Genomic DNA, 15,340 nt, shown 5'->3' on the forward strand with positions numbered 1-15,340 from the left:
AAAAGTTTGATACAATGACTAGATTGCCACTTTTGGACAATCCTTTTTAGATTTTAATAGAAACATATTTCACTTCTAAAAATTCTTCAATCCCGTGGTGGCCACCTTCTCGTCCGATACCGCTTTCTTTAATTCCTCCGAATGGAGCCTGGGCAACAGAGGGAAGTCCGTCATTGATACCGACAATGCCGTATTCCAGTCGATCGGAAACGGTAATGGCTGTTTGTAAATCCCTCGTAAAAATATAGGCGGCAAGTCCATACGGTGTGTTGTTCGCACGCTCAATCACATCCTCAACGTCTTGAAAGGAAATAACCGGGGCGACCGGACCGAATGTTTCCTCTTGCATAATTTTCATATCTTCTGTAACACCACTGATAATCGTCGGTTGCACAAAATAGCCGTCATGCAATTCAATGACTCGACCGCCACCATATTCAATTTTACCGCCTTTCAAAAGGGCATCTTCAATATGACTTTCCACTTTTTTAAAAGCGGCCTCATCAATAAGCGGTCCGATTTGTGTTTCCGGATTTAGACCATCACCAATAACTAATTTCTTTGTCTCTGCACAGAATTTTTCTACAAACTCATCCAAAATTGACTCATGAACATAGATTCTGTTGGCACAGACACAAGTTTGCCCATTATTCCGGAATTTTGAAACCATTACCCCTTCTATTGCTTCATCCAGGTCAGCATCAGGGAAAACAATAAATGGTGCATGCCCGCCTAACTCTAATGACACTTTTTTCACCGTATCTGCGGAGCCACGCATTAACAGCTTGCCGACTTCAGTTGAACCGGTAAAAGTCAATTTTCGAACCCGTGAGTCTTTTAACCAAGCATCACCAATCTCTGCAGCATCCCCGGTGACAAAATTAATGACCCCTTTTGGAATCCCGGCCTTTTCCGCGGCTTCAGCAAGTTTCAAGGCCGTCAACGGTGTTTGTTCCGCAGGTTTGATAACCACCGTACATCCGGCAGCAAGTGCAGGAGCTACTTTTCGCGTAATCATCGCAGCCGGAAAATTCCATGGCGTAATCGCACAGACAACACCGACTGGCTGTTTCAAGACAAGTATCCGCTTATTGACAGCTGAAGCGGGAATCGTTTCACCGTAAATTCGTTTTGCTTCTTCAGCATACCAAGTAACAAAACTTGCCCCATATGTAATCTCGCCCAATGCTTCTTTCATCGGTTTTCCCTGCTCAAGCGTCAATGTTTCGGCTATTTCTGTTTTATTATCCATTATCAGTAGCTTTGCATTAAATTAATTTTTAAAAGTCAAGCCTTTTTATAAAAAATATTTCCTGATTTTGTAAAATCTTTGTCCATGGGCAATAAAAAAATCTCCTTATAATTAGGTTAGGTAGTCCTTGTCCAAAACCTAATTAAAAGGAGAATCAAACTATGGACAAGGATAAGGATAGCATAAAATTCACGATAAAGGAACTACTTGAGGTAATTAATGAGGAAAAGTTCTATGATTTAATCAATGTCAAGGATATTGATAAGTACGTCAAGAAATTTACGGCCTACAAATTCTTTCAATTAATGATTGTTGCCCAAATCGATCAAATGGAAAGTCTGAACCGTATTTCGCAAAAATTGAAGAATAAGGAAGAAATGCAGGAAAGCTTTCTTCTTAAAGAAATCAGCACCTCGCAAATTTCACGAAAACAGCGAATCCTAACTCCTGAGATGTTTGAAAGGATCTTTCATTATCTCGTAAGAGTAATACTTGCTCGTACGAAAAAAAAATCGATTATACGCAATATAGGCAAGCTGTACGTCATTGACTCATCTACGATGAGTATGTGTCTTTCTCAATATCCCTGGGCGTCATTTCGCAAAACGAAGGCTGGTGTTCGACTTCATTTACGAGTAGTGGTCACGAAAAATGAGATCATACCGGATAAAGCGATTATACTGCCTGCCAAACATGCCGATCGTACACAAATGGATGAATTGGTGGAAATCGAACCCGATGCCATCTATCTTTTTGACAGAGGGTATGTCGATTATAAGAAGTTTGACCACTACTGTTTGAAAAACCTTCGGTTTATCACCCGTTTAAAGAAAAACGCTGAAATCGAAGTGTTAAATCAACAAGCACCCGATCCAGAAAAGCTTATTTTTAAAGATGCCGAAGTTTACCTTGGTAACCATGTCAATGGAACAAAGATGCAACACCCCCTTCGTTTAATCGAAACAAAAGACCAGGATGGAAAAACAGTAACGATCGTGACGAATTGTTTCGATCTAACAGCGAAAGAGATTGCCGATTTATATCGGTATCGCTGGAAAATTGAAATCTTCTTCAAATGGATGAAGCAGCATTTAAAGATTAAAACCTTTTACGGTAAAAGTGAAAATGCTGTATATAACCAGATTTGGATTGCACTCATCACCTACTGCCTGCAAGTGCTGATGAAACTGAAATACCATTATGAAGGCAGCCTTCTTAATGTCCAGCGATGTTTGGTTGACTGCCTCTTCAAAGGCTTGAATGTATTCATCATATCATTATTCCGAAAACCAAAACGAACTTCAAAAGGCCGAAGGCCTTTCCACTGGGATAGAGAATTCGATTTCATTGTCCAGCAATTTGAAGTAGGCGAGGTGTCGCACTTAGACGACTTGACGTACGATCCGTTGTTCCTATAGGTCATTTAAATAGTCTGAAAATTCGTGGATAAGGACTACCTTTAGTTCCTTATCAACCATTTTAATTTTGGACGGGCAGTCATGTTCGGAATATTCGGTAAATAATTCGTCAGTCAAATTTTTGTTACTTGACAATTCGTTTAAACTTTTTATGCAATGCTACTGATTTGGTTATAAAAATGCGACCAAGTCGAATGTGTTGCATAATTAAAGGTGCAGAAATACCCCCAAAGTATACATTTTCCACAAATGTCCGGATCTCGTGAAAAAATTTCCGATTTCCGGGCATTTTTTTAATCAGGATAAGCGTTTCCCTTTTCAACTCTTACAATTTTCAAAAAGAACACATTGAATGATTTGGAAATCGCTGAAGCTCCGGAGATTCCTTGAATATTTGTTTGTAACTCGTAAACGGTTGACATCGCTCATAGATGTATTGTTCTGTCGGCTAATGTATTATGGAATAAAAAGAACAAAAATAATCATGAGGATGGTTGGCATGCTAATCCAAAAAATTGATGATGAAGTGCAATTGAGAATGTTTTATGAAGATGATGCAGAAGAATTTTTCAACTTAATTATGGAATCCAAGTCTTATTTAAAAAAATGGCTTGGTTGGGTTGATCATACTAAAACTGTTGAAGATACTACCCAATTTATTAAATCTGGGCATACTGAACTAATAGAAAATGGAGGATATCCAACGTCATTTGCCATTATCTATAAAGGGAAGATCGCCGGTACGATTGGTTTTAATGAAATCGATAAGACAAACAAAAAAGGATTCATCGGCTATTGGTTGGGTGAAAAATTCCAAGGAAAAGGTATCATGTCTCGAGCATTTAAAAGTGTCGTTGATTATGGATTTAAAGAACTTAAGTTAAATAGGATTCAAGTGAATGTTGCCGTCGACAATCACAAGAGTCGCGCCATTCCTGAACGTTTTGGATTTAAGAAAGAAGGGATGATTAGACAAGCGGAATGGTTATACGACCATTATGTCGATCACATTATTTACGGTCTTTTAGCTAGGGAGTGGAAGTCATTTTAGTACTTCTTAATCAACAAACAGGGCTTTCAAGAAAGAGCTGAAACATGCAAGCAGTTCCAGAGGGTATCCTGAATATTTTTTGGTTACTGTAATTAAACATAATTGATACTCATGATCAGAAGTTAACAATTCTTCCAAACAGAGGCAGAAGGTTCAAACCATGATACCTTTTAAACATGAAGAAATGTGATTCATAAAATTGAGAGATTACTTGATCTTATTTGAATGAAAAGATACTATTGGCAATTTTTTCTTTAAGCAGGGCTAGTGCACGGACAGCCTCTTTTTTTAACCAGAAGGGTACTTATATTTCAGACTGTTAAATTCAAATTCTTCCCGGTCAACTATTTTCTAACTTTTGTTCCTTTTTATAAATTAAATTATTTATTCTAAATAAGCGAGTGAAAAGCACTTTGCCTGTAAAGTCAGCTCGAATACTTGTCTGTTAAAATATTTTCAGGAAAGTGTGCGTAATTAAAGGGGTTATAAATATGATCAAAATAATAAAAATCACAGGTATTTCAGATACGTATCCTGAAGAAATCGAAGGAACCTACGAATGGTACGCCGCAAAGGAACCAGGGCATGATTTTTGTGATTTATATGAAGCCGAATATATTTATGAAAAAACGGGATTCTTTAAAGGCTTGAATTATCACTTAATTCATTACCCGGATGGTGAAGTCCATTCCCCATTTCAGCTGCAAGAAAATGTTTATGTGGACAAGCCCGTCTGGAATGATGGAGTGTTAAATTTTCTAGTTGTTGATTTTCGTGCCCAACTCATTAAAATCACAGCATACACACCGATCATGAGAAAATTAGAAACGATTGCTGAGTTAGCTTTATCAGAAGTTGAAGATTGTTATAACCTTATGCTCGAGACGACCCCACTTACTCTCGGCAGAAGTGGTCATGACGGTTTTTACGAAATCGTTTGGCCGGAAAAAAAGAAAATTGCCATTGGCAAGAATGAGACCATATTATTTCGGGATGGCGATCGTCTCTATTTCTCCGAATGGTATGAAGATCCGGACTATCATGAAACTGTAGTCGTTCGAGATATTCATACAGGGAAAATTATAGAAAAAAGTAAAGGTTATTTACGGAGACTGCCTAATAATGTGTATTGGAAAACTTGATTAATAACGGATATACTATATTTAGAAAATTTACCGATTTTCAAAACATCATCTGGAGCGGATGAATAGAAAGGGAAAACAAGGGGGTATTCGTCTCGTGCGAACTGCAGTTAAAGTGGGATTATCAATCGCGCTCTGTTTATATCTGTTCGTTCTCTCAAAACTACTTTTATTCAAGTACTTTACCATTCAACAGATTATGAATCATTTAACATTTAATTTTGAAAGCTATCCCTGGCTAGGTAATCACAATTTTATCCCGTTTAAGACGATTGCATATTATTTGTTCCTGGCCAATGATATCAATTTCATTATTCGCCTTGAAAATTTGCTGGGAAATATAATCGCGTTCATCCCGTTTGGCTTTTTCCTTCCACTGTTGTCCAAAAAGTTTCATAGTTTCAAAATGGTTGCACTCGCAACATTTTGTTTAAGTTTGACGTTTGAACTGATACAACTCATTTTCCGATTTGGAAGTTTTGATGTGGATGATTTGATTTTAAATACCGTTGGCGGAATGATCGGTTACATACCCGTTAAAGTTGTAAGCAGATACGTTAGACGTAGACGTGAAGAGCAAAAGCGTACGCTGGGTTAATTTTGACAGTTTGTGTGAATTTTACTGCTATCGTTAGATGAATGACATAAGTTCCTTTAAAAGGATGAAAAGAAATGCTTATTTAAAATTTGTTTTCAAAAAATCCTTTGTAAAAGAGTGAAAGAAGTTTATCCTGAAGATTTGCTCGAAAAAGTAGTGAAAATGCTAAATGAAAAGTCAAAATCCAAATTATTAGACATCACACAAGACAGCCCATCTATCAACATTTAGTAGGTGGGCTGTTTCCTTTTATTTATATGTTCTTACTTGTGGTGGCGTAAAATTCGCAATGAATTCTTCGATCTCTGTAAAAGAATCGGTAAATAACATGGCCTTTTTATCGGCTTCAGCCATAAATCCGTTTTTTACCATTCCATCATAAAATTCTCTTAATTTATCGTAGTAACCGTCTATGTTAAATAATATACATGGATTTTGATGCTGTCCAATTCGTGCCCATGAAATCGCTTCTGAAATTTCCTCCAATGTCCCCGGACCACCTGGCAAGGCAATATAACAATCTCCTAATTCAATCATTTTATTTTTGCGTTCTGACATCGAATTCACGATTTCCAAACGCGTTAAATTGGGATGACTGAGCTCTCGATCTACTAAAAACGTCGGAATGATGCCGATGACTTTTCCGTTGTGTAGTAACACTTCATCCGCAAGAACGCCCATTAATCCGGCCTTTCCTCCACCGTAAACTAACGTATGCCCATTCCTGGCAATCCACCGGCCAAGGGATTTTGCGGCCACGATAAATCCGTCGTTATGTCCTAAACTTGCACCACAATATACTACAATGTTCATATTCTCCCACCCTTAATGAAATGCTATTATCATTATAGAGGATGAGGGGGTGGGTTGCAATGAATATTTTTGACTATCAAAAGTGGATTACCGATTTTTATAAACAGCGTGGCTGGTACGAATTCAGTCCGTTTATCCGTGTCAATTTTCTAATGGAGGAAGTTGGTGAAGTATCAAAAGCTATTCGTACCATTGAAATTGGCCGTGATCGTCCAGATGAAGTGCCATTAACAAGGGAACAACAAATTGAAAACTTAAAAGAAGAACTTGGTGATGTGTTAGATAATGTATTCATTTTAGCTGATAAGTACAATATTAATCTGACAGAAATTATGGAAAGCCATAAAGAAAAACTGACAAATCGCTATAAGTAATGCGGAAGCATGCATTCATTTGCACGGAGTTTGCTAAAAAGCTGGAAAGGAAAAATCCTCCATGGCAAAATTGCTACCCGGGAGGATTTTCAACATTGATTTATGTGATTATATCTTCATTGTTTGTCGAAAATTAATTTTTAACTGGTCTTAGCCCGCTTATATAGACTATATAAACCAATGTCAGAGGAATTACACTCATATTTTTTAAAAAGTATATGCAAGCATTATACAGAGCATTGGAATCGGTTGATTGTATGCCTATTAATCCAGCGTTCGAACTGAAAATCCAGCTGAGTAGCATGATGAATAAATTCCCTACTCCATATAATAAGACGAGGAAGACAATGATTTGCGCCAAAAAACCGTAGGGCCAATTTTTTTGAAATTGGATAGAGGCTGAATGTCCAAGTTTATCCCAAAAGTTTTTATCTCTAAGGTCATTTATTTTACTCTTGGTCATCATGATAATAATCAATACGAAGAGAAAACATCTTGTGATGAATACAATCCCCTCTAACCAAAATGGTGCAGAGGGATTCAACATTTGAATTGCGCGAATCACCGAAGGGATGAGAGAAACGCATAGTAGGGATATATGACTGTAAAAAAATTTAATACTCGTTAGGAGAGTTTCCATTCCAATTTTGCTATAGCGCAAGACTTCAGAACGCTTCATAAAATCTTGTCCTTTCTATTCAAATGTAGTAATTTCTAAAATACACGAATCGTTTTTCGGTTATATAAAATGTGATAAGGTATATTGTATTAAAAACCAAACTGGAAGGAGATTTCGTATACTGAGACGAACGATCGTTTTGATTCAACAAATGATGAAAAACTCCGAGAAGTCGTTGTAGGTGAGCTTAAGCCCCACAATGTCCAGATCACACTTCTAGATTATGATCCGAAATGGCCCGAGTTATTCGAGCGCGAGGCAAAAAGAATTTACTCCATCCTGGGTGATAAAGTACTCCAATTAGAACATGTTGGCTCAACTTCTGTACCAGGTCTATGTGCAAAGCCAATTATTGATATGCTGCTCGTCGTGAAAGACTCTACCGATGAAAGTGCCTATGTACCTGATTTGGAGAATTCCAGGTACGTTTTGCGTATTCGGGAGACGAATTGGTATGAACACCGGCTTTTTAAAGGTCCGGATACAGATATCAATTTACACGTATTTAGTAGAGGTTGTCCAGAAATTGAACGGATGCTGCGATTTCGCGATTGGTTAAAGAACAATCGTGATGATCGTGATAAATATGCCAGGGTGAAACGTGATCTGGCAAAACAGCAATGGAAATACGTTCAGGACTATGCGGATGCCAAAAGTGCAATTGTACAGGAAATCATGGAGAGAGCGAACACTTTTTATGAAAACAAAGAGTAAACGGTACTGATTTTTGTTTTAATAGTGCTGTGGGATGATTTCAACCAGGTGATCCTAAAATATTGATAAATCTAATAATACAATTTTCTCTTCGACGAATCTATGATTAACATGAGGTGACATGATGCTATTCCTAACATTCTTTTTACTTTTCATTGTTGTGGGTTATCCAATCTGGGATTATTTTTACATGAAAAAGATTAATAGCAATCAATTTGTTAGATGGAGATTATACAGTGAAATCATGTTTGTGCAATGGGGATTGGTCATTATATTATTGATCTTTTGGTCTTCGACTGATCGAAAAATTCATGATTTATTTATCTATACAGAACCCTTTTTAAAATTCGATACTGAAACGCTTGTTTCTGCCGCTATAGGAGTAATAGTTAGTATCCTGATTATCGCTTTAATCTTTCGCTTTTCAAAATCAGCGAAAGAAAAGGTATCCGAGGCACATCAAGATGAAAGTATTCAATTTTTAATACCTAAAACACCCGTGGAACGTTTTTTGTTTTTTTGGGTCTCCGTTACGGCAGGTGTCTGTGAGGAGATCATTTTTCGCGGATTAATGTTGTATTATTTTAGCCATCTTCCCTTTGATCTTTCCATTTTTGCTATTGGTTTAATTTCCAGTCTGTTATTTGGTATTGTCCATTTATATCAAGGCTGGAAAGGTGTTTTACAAACCGCCTACTTGGGAGCGATTTTATTTTTCCTATATGTGGGAACAGGAACGTTATGGGTACCTATTGTCCTTCACTTCTTAATTGATGTGAAGTTTGTTTTTTTACCGAATAAGGAGTCTGTATAAAATTAGAATGCTTGAAGCAAGATTATTTCACGTGTTTCACTAGAGATGGTGATTTTATTAACCAATCTTAACAAACAAATTGAATCACTTTCTGTATAAGTAAGTTTGTCCAGATTTTCTCCTTCGTTATGAATCTTTTTTGTTTTTTTGAAAAAACATACGTTGTAAAATGTTGTTGGAAAATTTCAAAAGTAACTTTAAAATAACCTTAACTAGTATTGTATGGAGGTGTTGTTTAACGTTTAAAAGTTTTTGTTTTGTGACCAGAATTTTTCTTTGTATGAACAGGACGTTTGTTTGCTTCTACTTTCAGCAATTCATCACAGATCCAACAGGACAATAATTGATAGAAAAAATAGCTGAAAAAGTATGGGTATTAAAAGGACGCGGATGGTATATTTGTTTCATGTTGTTGATGTAATAAGAGAATTATTGTCATTTTAAGGAGAGCTTTTATGAGAAAGATCGGGTTTATTATTCACTCCATAGGCTTGGTTGCCTTAGCAATTATGTGTGGTATAGCAATGTTAATTATGCATGTGGATTCACTAAATGGTGAATATAATACGAATTGGATCACGTATGTTGAGTATGAATTATTATTAATAGCTTTTGTAATGATACTGGGGATATTTTTGGGGTTTACAAATAAAAAAAGATAAACTATAAAGAATTTTCAACGCAGTTCCATAACGTTATCATGTCAACAAGTCAAGTGGGGTACCATTTGACTTTTTTAGATTTCATTGATGCTACCTTTCAACTATCAACGAAGCTCTCTGCAAAAGGTAAAAGTTCGCCAAAATTGTATATCGAGATTAAAAAGTCATGAATACAAATCGATACAAAAACAACGACATTTATCAATTTTAGAAAAGGGAAATCTTATCAACAGAGAATTTCCTGTCTAATCTTTAATGAAAAATGACTTCGACTCCCTATATCTTCTAATGAAAAAAAGATGGATAATTCCATCTTGCAAAAGAATAAAACTTCATTCTTCTAATTTATTTATTAATTGATCGGTTGTCAGGATGGTCGCAAATTCTTCGTGTAAAGTTGCTAGCGATACATGATGGATTGTTTCCGGATCATAATACTTGCCGTTTTGATCTTTTAAGCCGAAAGCTGCCGTCGCATCCGAAATAAGGTAAGTTTTAAAGCCGAGATTTCCACTCATTCTCGTTGTCGTCGAAACACAATGAGGTGTCGTTAATCCAGTTATGACAACAGTTCCGATTTCATGATCTCTTAAGTAATTTTCTAAATTGGTCCCAATAAAGCAGCTATTGACTTTCTTAGTGATGAACACTTCTCCTGACAGGGGCCTAACAATATCCTTAATTGCAAAGCCTTTATTCATTGGATGAAATAAAGAATTAGGATTGTCTGATTTATGTTGAATAAATATCACTGGCCACTTCATTTTCCTCCATTTTTTTAAAATCCGGCTAATATTTTCTTCTGCGTTTACATTATTACGCTTTCCCCATTTCTCATTATCAAAGGCCTTTTGCACATCAACAATGATTAAGGCACTGTTCTGAAATTCCACATTTTCACTCCTTTAATAAAACCGATTAAATCACCCCTATTGTACACTAAATTCATAATTTTTAGAATCGAGAAAACCTACGTATCCTATTGGAATAATTTCTTTGTTCAATTTGGTTTATTGTACAGCCGATTTTAATTCATTAGCCATGCACAAAACGATAATCACTTATTCATAAGCAAGAATCTTATTAGAATTATAAAATTCATCCCTTGACACGTTTTTTATCCTCCTTTCTCATTTATTGTTTTCTAACAACCCGGACGTATTGTTCGGGCGTTTTTCTTTAAATTTTTTTATGCAAAAAATTGAATGGTAATAAAAAAGTAATTTTTCCATACCGGATTTCGTGAAAGAATGAACTTTTGAATTCCGGTTTTTTATATAAGTTGTTCTGCTTGCAGGGAGGTAGATATACAATGAAAATTGGACTTTTTATTTGAAGCATTTAGATTTAAAATTTGAAAATAATGATGTTACATTGGTAATAGCTGTAATGATCAATGAGGTGAAGTTATGAAAAATAGTGAAAAGCAAGGTATTGTGATGATGCCGGTCATTGATGCCCATATTCACTTTGACCAATATAAAAAAGAAGAACAAAATCTCATACTGGATGAACTTGAAAAATATCAGGTAAAAGCATTACTATCGGTTTCTACTGACTTAAACTCTGCTCAAAAAAATCTGGCACTTGCCCGGATGGATTCAAGAGTTAAACCTGCTTTTGGTTTCTATCCCGAGCAACCTTTACCTGGTGAAGAGGAACTGCAAAAACTGCTAAACTTTATCGATACACATCATCAAGATATGATCGCCGTTGGGGAAATCGGACTTCCCTATTATTTAAAGTTAGAAGCTGTAACGATGCAAAGAGATGCGTATATCGAGTTACTGGAAGAGCTGATTAAAGTAGCTGTTAAGTATAATAAACCTGTAGCACTGCATGCGATTTACGAAGATGCCCCGATTGTGATTGATTTACTGGAAAAATACTCCGTTCAAAAAGCGCATTTTCATTGGTTTAAAGGCGATAAAACGACATTGCAGCATACGGAAAATAATGGGTACTTTATTTCTTTCACTCCAGATGTCGTTTATGAAGAAGAAATACAGATGATTGTTCAAAACTACCCGCTTTCACAACTCATGGTCGAAACGGATGGACCGTGGCCTTTTGAAGGTCCTTTTCAAGACCAAATGACACACCCAAAAATGATGCATGAGGCCGTCCGTGTATTAGCGAAATTAAAGAAAATCGACCTTAAAGAAGTCTATCAACAATTACATTGGAATACGGAAAGTTTTTATTCGATCGCGAAATCATAAAACTAGGTGAAAGCAATTTTTAAATGATCATTAAAGTTGTTTAAGAATAGATGAAATATAAATGAACGAAAAAAATCCATAAAATTAGCTATATAAGGGATTAATTTACAACAACGGAATAAAGAATCTTTAATTCGAAATAAAATGCTTGACTATTGATATAGATATCGTTAATATAGTTACATAAAGTAACTTGTGTCATCATTAGTCATTCATGAATTGCTATTTTAAAATTAAATAAGTTACATTTTGCGAGTATTTTTTACCCGTATATCTCGAAATAGTAATATTTGAATTGATTGCAATTCGCTTTTAAAAATACTTTAAGGGGTGATGTCCAAACAAATCAAGGATATAATTTCACGGTTCGATCGATTTTGGCATTCATTGCTTATTTAACACAGAAACTTTTTTAAAGGATGCAATACATCCAAATGGCTTGTTTAAAGTATTAAATGTAATAAATTTTACGAGAGAAATGTATACTTGAATACAAGTTGGTTCTATCAATCTATAAATCAATTGATTAAGGAAGGTTTTACAAGTGGGAATTTTAGATAAATTATTTAATGGCAGTAGCATTGCATTAAATTAATTTTTAAAAGGCAAGCCTTTTTATAAAAAATATTTCCTGATTTTGTAAAATCTTTGTCCATGGGCAATAAAAAAACTCCTTATAATTAGGTTAGGTAGTCCTTGTCCTAAGCCTAATTAAAAGGAGAATTTACTCATGGACAAGGATAACATAAAATTCACGATTAAGGAACTACTTGATGTAATTAATGAAGAAAAGTTCTATGATTTAATCAAAATCTCCGATATCGATAAGTACATCAAGAAATTTACGGCCTACAAATTCTTTCAATTAATGATTGTTGCCCAAATCAATCAAATGGAAAGTCTTACCCGTATTTCACAAAAATTAAAGAATACAGAGGAGATGCAGAAAAACTTTCTAATCAATGAAATTAGCACCTCGCAACTTTCACGAAAACAACGAATCCTAACTCCTGAGATGTTTGAAAGGATCTTTCATTATCTCGTAAGAGTAATACTTGCTCGTACGAAAAAACAATCGATTATACGCAATATAGGCAAGCTGTACGTCATTGACTCATCTACGATGAGTATGTGTCTTTCTCAATATCCCTGGGCGTCATTTCGCAAAACGAAGGCTGGTGTTCGACTTCATTTACGAGTAGTGGTCACGAAAAATGAGATCATACCGGATAAAGCGATTCTACTGCCTGCCAAACATGCCGATCGTACACAAATGGACGAATTGGTGGAAATCGAACCCGATGCCATCTATCTTTTTGACAGAGGGTATGTCGATTATAAGAAGTTTGACCACTACTGTTTGAAAAACCTTCGGTTTATCACCCGTTTAAAGAAAAACGCTGAAATCGAAGTGTTAAATCAACAAGCACCCGATCCAGAAAAGCTTATTTTTAAAGATGCCGAAGTTTACCTTGGTAACCATGTCAATGGAACAAAGATGCAACACTCCCTTCGTTTAATCGAAACAAAAGACCAGGATGGAAAAACCGTAACGATCGTGACGAATTGTTTCGATCTAACAGCGAAAGAGATTGCCGATTTATATCGGTATCGCTGGAAAATTGAAATCTTCTTCAAATGGATGAAGCAGCATTTAAAGATTAAAACCTTTTACGGTAAAAGTGAAAATGCTGTATATAACCAGATTTGGATTGCACTCATCACCTATTGCCTGCAATTGCTGATGAAACTGAAATACCATTATGAAGGCAGCCTTCTTAATGTCCAGCGATGTTTGGTTGACTGCCTCTTCAAAGGCTTGAATGCATTCATTAAATCTTTATTCCGAAAACCAAAAAGAACGTCAAAAGGCCGAAGGCCTAACGACTGGGATAGACAATTCAATTTCATTGTCCAGCAATTTGAAGAAGGCGAGGTGTCTCATTTAGACGACTTGACGTACGATCCGTTGTTCCTATAGATCATTTAAATAGTCTGAAAATTCGTGGATAAGGACTACCTTTAGTTCCTTATCAACCATTTTAATTTTGGACGGGTAGTCATATTCAGAATATTCGAGAAATAATTTGTCAGTCAAATTTTTGTTACTTGACAATTCGTTTAAACTTTTTATGCAATGCTACTGATCCATTATACAATCATACCATCTTCTTAATAAATGACTTCTTTCTTCTGCTGTTTTGCCGGACCATTTTTTAAAAGCAACATGTGCAGCATCAACGGCCAGCTTGGCATCTTCCCATCCACCGTTTGGTACGGTTGCAATCTGCCTGCCATTCGCCGGATTCAAGACCGGGAATGTCTCGCCCGAAATCGCCTTGACCCACTCGCCATTAATATACATACGATTTAACAAAACAGTGCGTGTCGACATAATCAAACCTCCTAAATGGGATAAGTAAATTATACTAAATATTAGAAAAATTTAACAGAAAAATGCTCAGAACAATAAAAGAGGGCTTCGGTTTACTTGCCTTGCTCGCATGATTGATATATTATGATTTATAGTTGAAAAATCACTTGTAAATGGATGATGATATATGAAAAGAGCGCGAATTATTTATAATCCAACATCAGGGAGAGAAGTTTTCAAGCGGCATTTACCCGAAGTTTTGGAAAAATTAGAAGTAGCCGGCTATGAAACATCATGTCATGCAACGACCGGAGCCGGAGATGCAACTAGAGCTGCCAAAATAGCAGTTGACAGAAAATATGACATCGTGATTGCGGCAGGTGGGGACGGAACATTAAATGAAGTTGTCAATGGACTTGCCGAACAAGATTATCGTCCAAAAGTCGGCTTAATTCCGGTCGGGACAACAAATGATTTTGCAAGAGCTCTTCATATTCCACGGGATATTTTGGCAGCTACAGATATAATTATTAAAGGTGACACGATACCAATTGATATCGGTCGGATGAATAAAAAATATTTTATTAATATTGCCGGTGGGGGTCGATTAACCGAGTTGACCTATGAAGTTCCGAGCAAGCTGAAAACAGTTCTTGGACAATTAGCATATTATTTAAAGGGTATTGAAATGTTACCTTCAATCAAAGCATCGGAAATTAAATTAGAATATGACGGAAAATTATTTGAAGGGGAAGTCATGCTTTTTTTGATTGCATTAACAAACTCAGTGGGGGGATTTGAAAAACTGGCACCGGATGCTTCTTTAAATGATGGCTTTTTTACTTTATTAGTATTGAAAAAGACAAATTTAGCTGAATTTATTCGTGTCGTAACTTTGGCTTTACGCGGCGAACATATTAATGATCCAAATGTCATTTATACAAAAGCAAGTTACATAAAAGTTACAGCACCGCAAGAAGTATTAATTAATCTGGATGGAGAATTAGGTGGAACGGCACCATGTGAATTTCAAAACTTATATCGTCATCTTGAGATCTTTGCTCCGGTTGAAAAACTCCGTCCGGAAGATAAAATGGGTATTTAATAATGAAGCGTAATATAAAAGTTTACATCTACAGGTTTCTTTTTCCAAGATAAAGTCTGGTTTCCACCGCCGGATTTGCTCTAATGAAGATAGGTGGTTGGAGGCGGGCTACTCGTAAAAGT

General features: G+C 36.0%; 14 protein-coding genes and 1 pseudogene. 11 read left to right on the forward strand and 4 right to left on the reverse strand.

Annotated elements, in window-relative coordinates; translation table 11 throughout:
- Positions 1-46: 46 nt before the first annotated feature.
- Positions 47-1,258: pseudogene (locus BT1A1_RS03115) on the reverse strand (NAD-dependent succinate-semialdehyde dehydrogenase); the annotation flags it as partial.
- A 155-nt stretch (positions 1,259-1,413) separates the two neighbouring features.
- On the opposite strand from BT1A1_RS03115, the gene BT1A1_RS03120 reads away from it, so the two are divergent.
- From BT1A1_RS03120 to BT1A1_RS03140, 4 genes are all read left to right on the forward strand, one after another.
- Positions 1,414-2,670: an IS4 family transposase gene (locus tag BT1A1_RS03120; RefSeq protein ID WP_034768008.1), complete on the forward strand. Its 1,257-nt coding sequence runs from the start codon at positions 1,414-1,416 to the stop codon at positions 2,668-2,670.
- Between the two features lie 499 nt (positions 2,671-3,169).
- Positions 3,170-3,721 carry a GNAT family N-acetyltransferase gene (locus BT1A1_RS03130; RefSeq protein ID WP_034768011.1) on the forward strand — a complete coding sequence of 184 codons (552 nt, stop codon included), beginning with the start codon at positions 3,170-3,172 and terminating at the stop codon, positions 3,719-3,721.
- A 491-nt stretch (positions 3,722-4,212) separates the two neighbouring features.
- The gene (locus BT1A1_RS03135; protein WP_081912254.1) at positions 4,213-4,863 is read left to right on the forward strand and encodes a hypothetical protein; all 651 of its coding nucleotides are present in this window, start codon (positions 4,213-4,215) and stop codon (positions 4,861-4,863) included.
- Between the two features lie 97 nt (positions 4,864-4,960).
- Positions 4,961-5,461, forward strand: a complete 501-nt coding sequence (locus tag BT1A1_RS03140) for a VanZ family protein (protein WP_034768013.1) — start codon at positions 4,961-4,963, stop codon at positions 5,459-5,461.
- A 249-nt stretch (positions 5,462-5,710) separates the two neighbouring features.
- Here BT1A1_RS03140 and BT1A1_RS03145 read toward each other — a convergent pair whose 3' ends face one another.
- The gene (locus tag BT1A1_RS03145; RefSeq protein WP_034768015.1) at positions 5,711-6,274 is read right to left on the reverse strand and encodes an LOG family protein; all 564 of its coding nucleotides are present in this window, start codon (positions 6,272-6,274) and stop codon (positions 5,711-5,713) included.
- 59 nt (positions 6,275-6,333) lie between these two features.
- Here BT1A1_RS03145 and BT1A1_RS03150 point away from each other — a divergent pair, with 59 nt between their 5' ends.
- The 4 genes from BT1A1_RS03150 (at position 6,334) to BT1A1_RS03170 (ending at position 9,517) form a co-directional block, all read left to right on the forward strand.
- Positions 6,334-6,648, forward strand: coding sequence for a MazG nucleotide pyrophosphohydrolase domain-containing protein (locus tag BT1A1_RS03150; protein WP_034768017.1), 315 nt, complete (start codon positions 6,334-6,336; stop codon positions 6,646-6,648).
- A gap of 790 nt (positions 6,649-7,438) precedes the next feature.
- The gene (locus BT1A1_RS03160) at positions 7,439-8,041 is read left to right on the forward strand and encodes a GrpB family protein (protein ID WP_034768022.1); all 603 of its coding nucleotides are present in this window, start codon (positions 7,439-7,441) and stop codon (positions 8,039-8,041) included.
- A 190-nt stretch (positions 8,042-8,231) separates the two neighbouring features.
- Positions 8,232-8,855, forward strand: a complete 624-nt coding sequence (locus BT1A1_RS17335) for a CPBP family intramembrane glutamic endopeptidase (protein WP_176458985.1) — start codon at positions 8,232-8,234, stop codon at positions 8,853-8,855.
- A gap of 455 nt (positions 8,856-9,310) precedes the next feature.
- Complete coding sequence (locus tag BT1A1_RS03170; protein ID WP_034768024.1) at positions 9,311-9,517, forward strand: hypothetical protein; 207 nt, start codon at positions 9,311-9,313, stop codon at positions 9,515-9,517.
- A 332-nt stretch (positions 9,518-9,849) separates the two neighbouring features.
- Here BT1A1_RS03170 and BT1A1_RS03175 read toward each other — a convergent pair whose 3' ends face one another.
- Positions 9,850-10,410, reverse strand: coding sequence for a cysteine hydrolase family protein (locus BT1A1_RS03175; protein ID WP_034768027.1), 561 nt, complete (start codon positions 10,408-10,410; stop codon positions 9,850-9,852).
- A 516-nt stretch (positions 10,411-10,926) separates the two neighbouring features.
- Between BT1A1_RS03175 and BT1A1_RS03180 the strand changes: the two genes are divergently transcribed.
- Positions 10,927-11,739 carry a TatD family hydrolase gene (locus tag BT1A1_RS03180; RefSeq protein WP_231553276.1) on the forward strand — a complete coding sequence of 271 codons (813 nt, stop codon included), beginning with the start codon at positions 10,927-10,929 and terminating at the stop codon, positions 11,737-11,739.
- A gap of 730 nt (positions 11,740-12,469) precedes the next feature.
- A complete protein-coding gene (locus tag BT1A1_RS03185; RefSeq protein ID WP_034768029.1) occupies positions 12,470-13,720 on the forward strand; it encodes an IS4 family transposase in 1,251 nt (416 codons plus the stop codon).
- 159 nt (positions 13,721-13,879) lie between these two features.
- On the opposite strand, the gene BT1A1_RS03190 is transcribed toward BT1A1_RS03185, so the two are convergent.
- The gene (locus BT1A1_RS03190) at positions 13,880-14,134 is read right to left on the reverse strand and encodes an aldehyde dehydrogenase family protein (RefSeq protein ID WP_034768031.1); all 255 of its coding nucleotides are present in this window, start codon (positions 14,132-14,134) and stop codon (positions 13,880-13,882) included.
- Between the two features lie 166 nt (positions 14,135-14,300).
- Between BT1A1_RS03190 and BT1A1_RS03195 the strand changes: the two genes are divergently transcribed.
- Positions 14,301-15,218, forward strand: coding sequence for a diacylglycerol kinase (locus BT1A1_RS03195; RefSeq protein ID WP_034768033.1), 918 nt, complete (start codon positions 14,301-14,303; stop codon positions 15,216-15,218).
- Positions 15,219-15,340: the final 122 nt, after the last annotated feature.

This window comes from Caldibacillus thermoamylovorans, from assembly GCF_000751775.1.
In the GTDB taxonomy this organism is placed as follows: domain Bacteria; phylum Bacillota; class Bacilli; order Bacillales; family Caldibacillaceae; genus Caldifermentibacillus; species Caldifermentibacillus hisashii.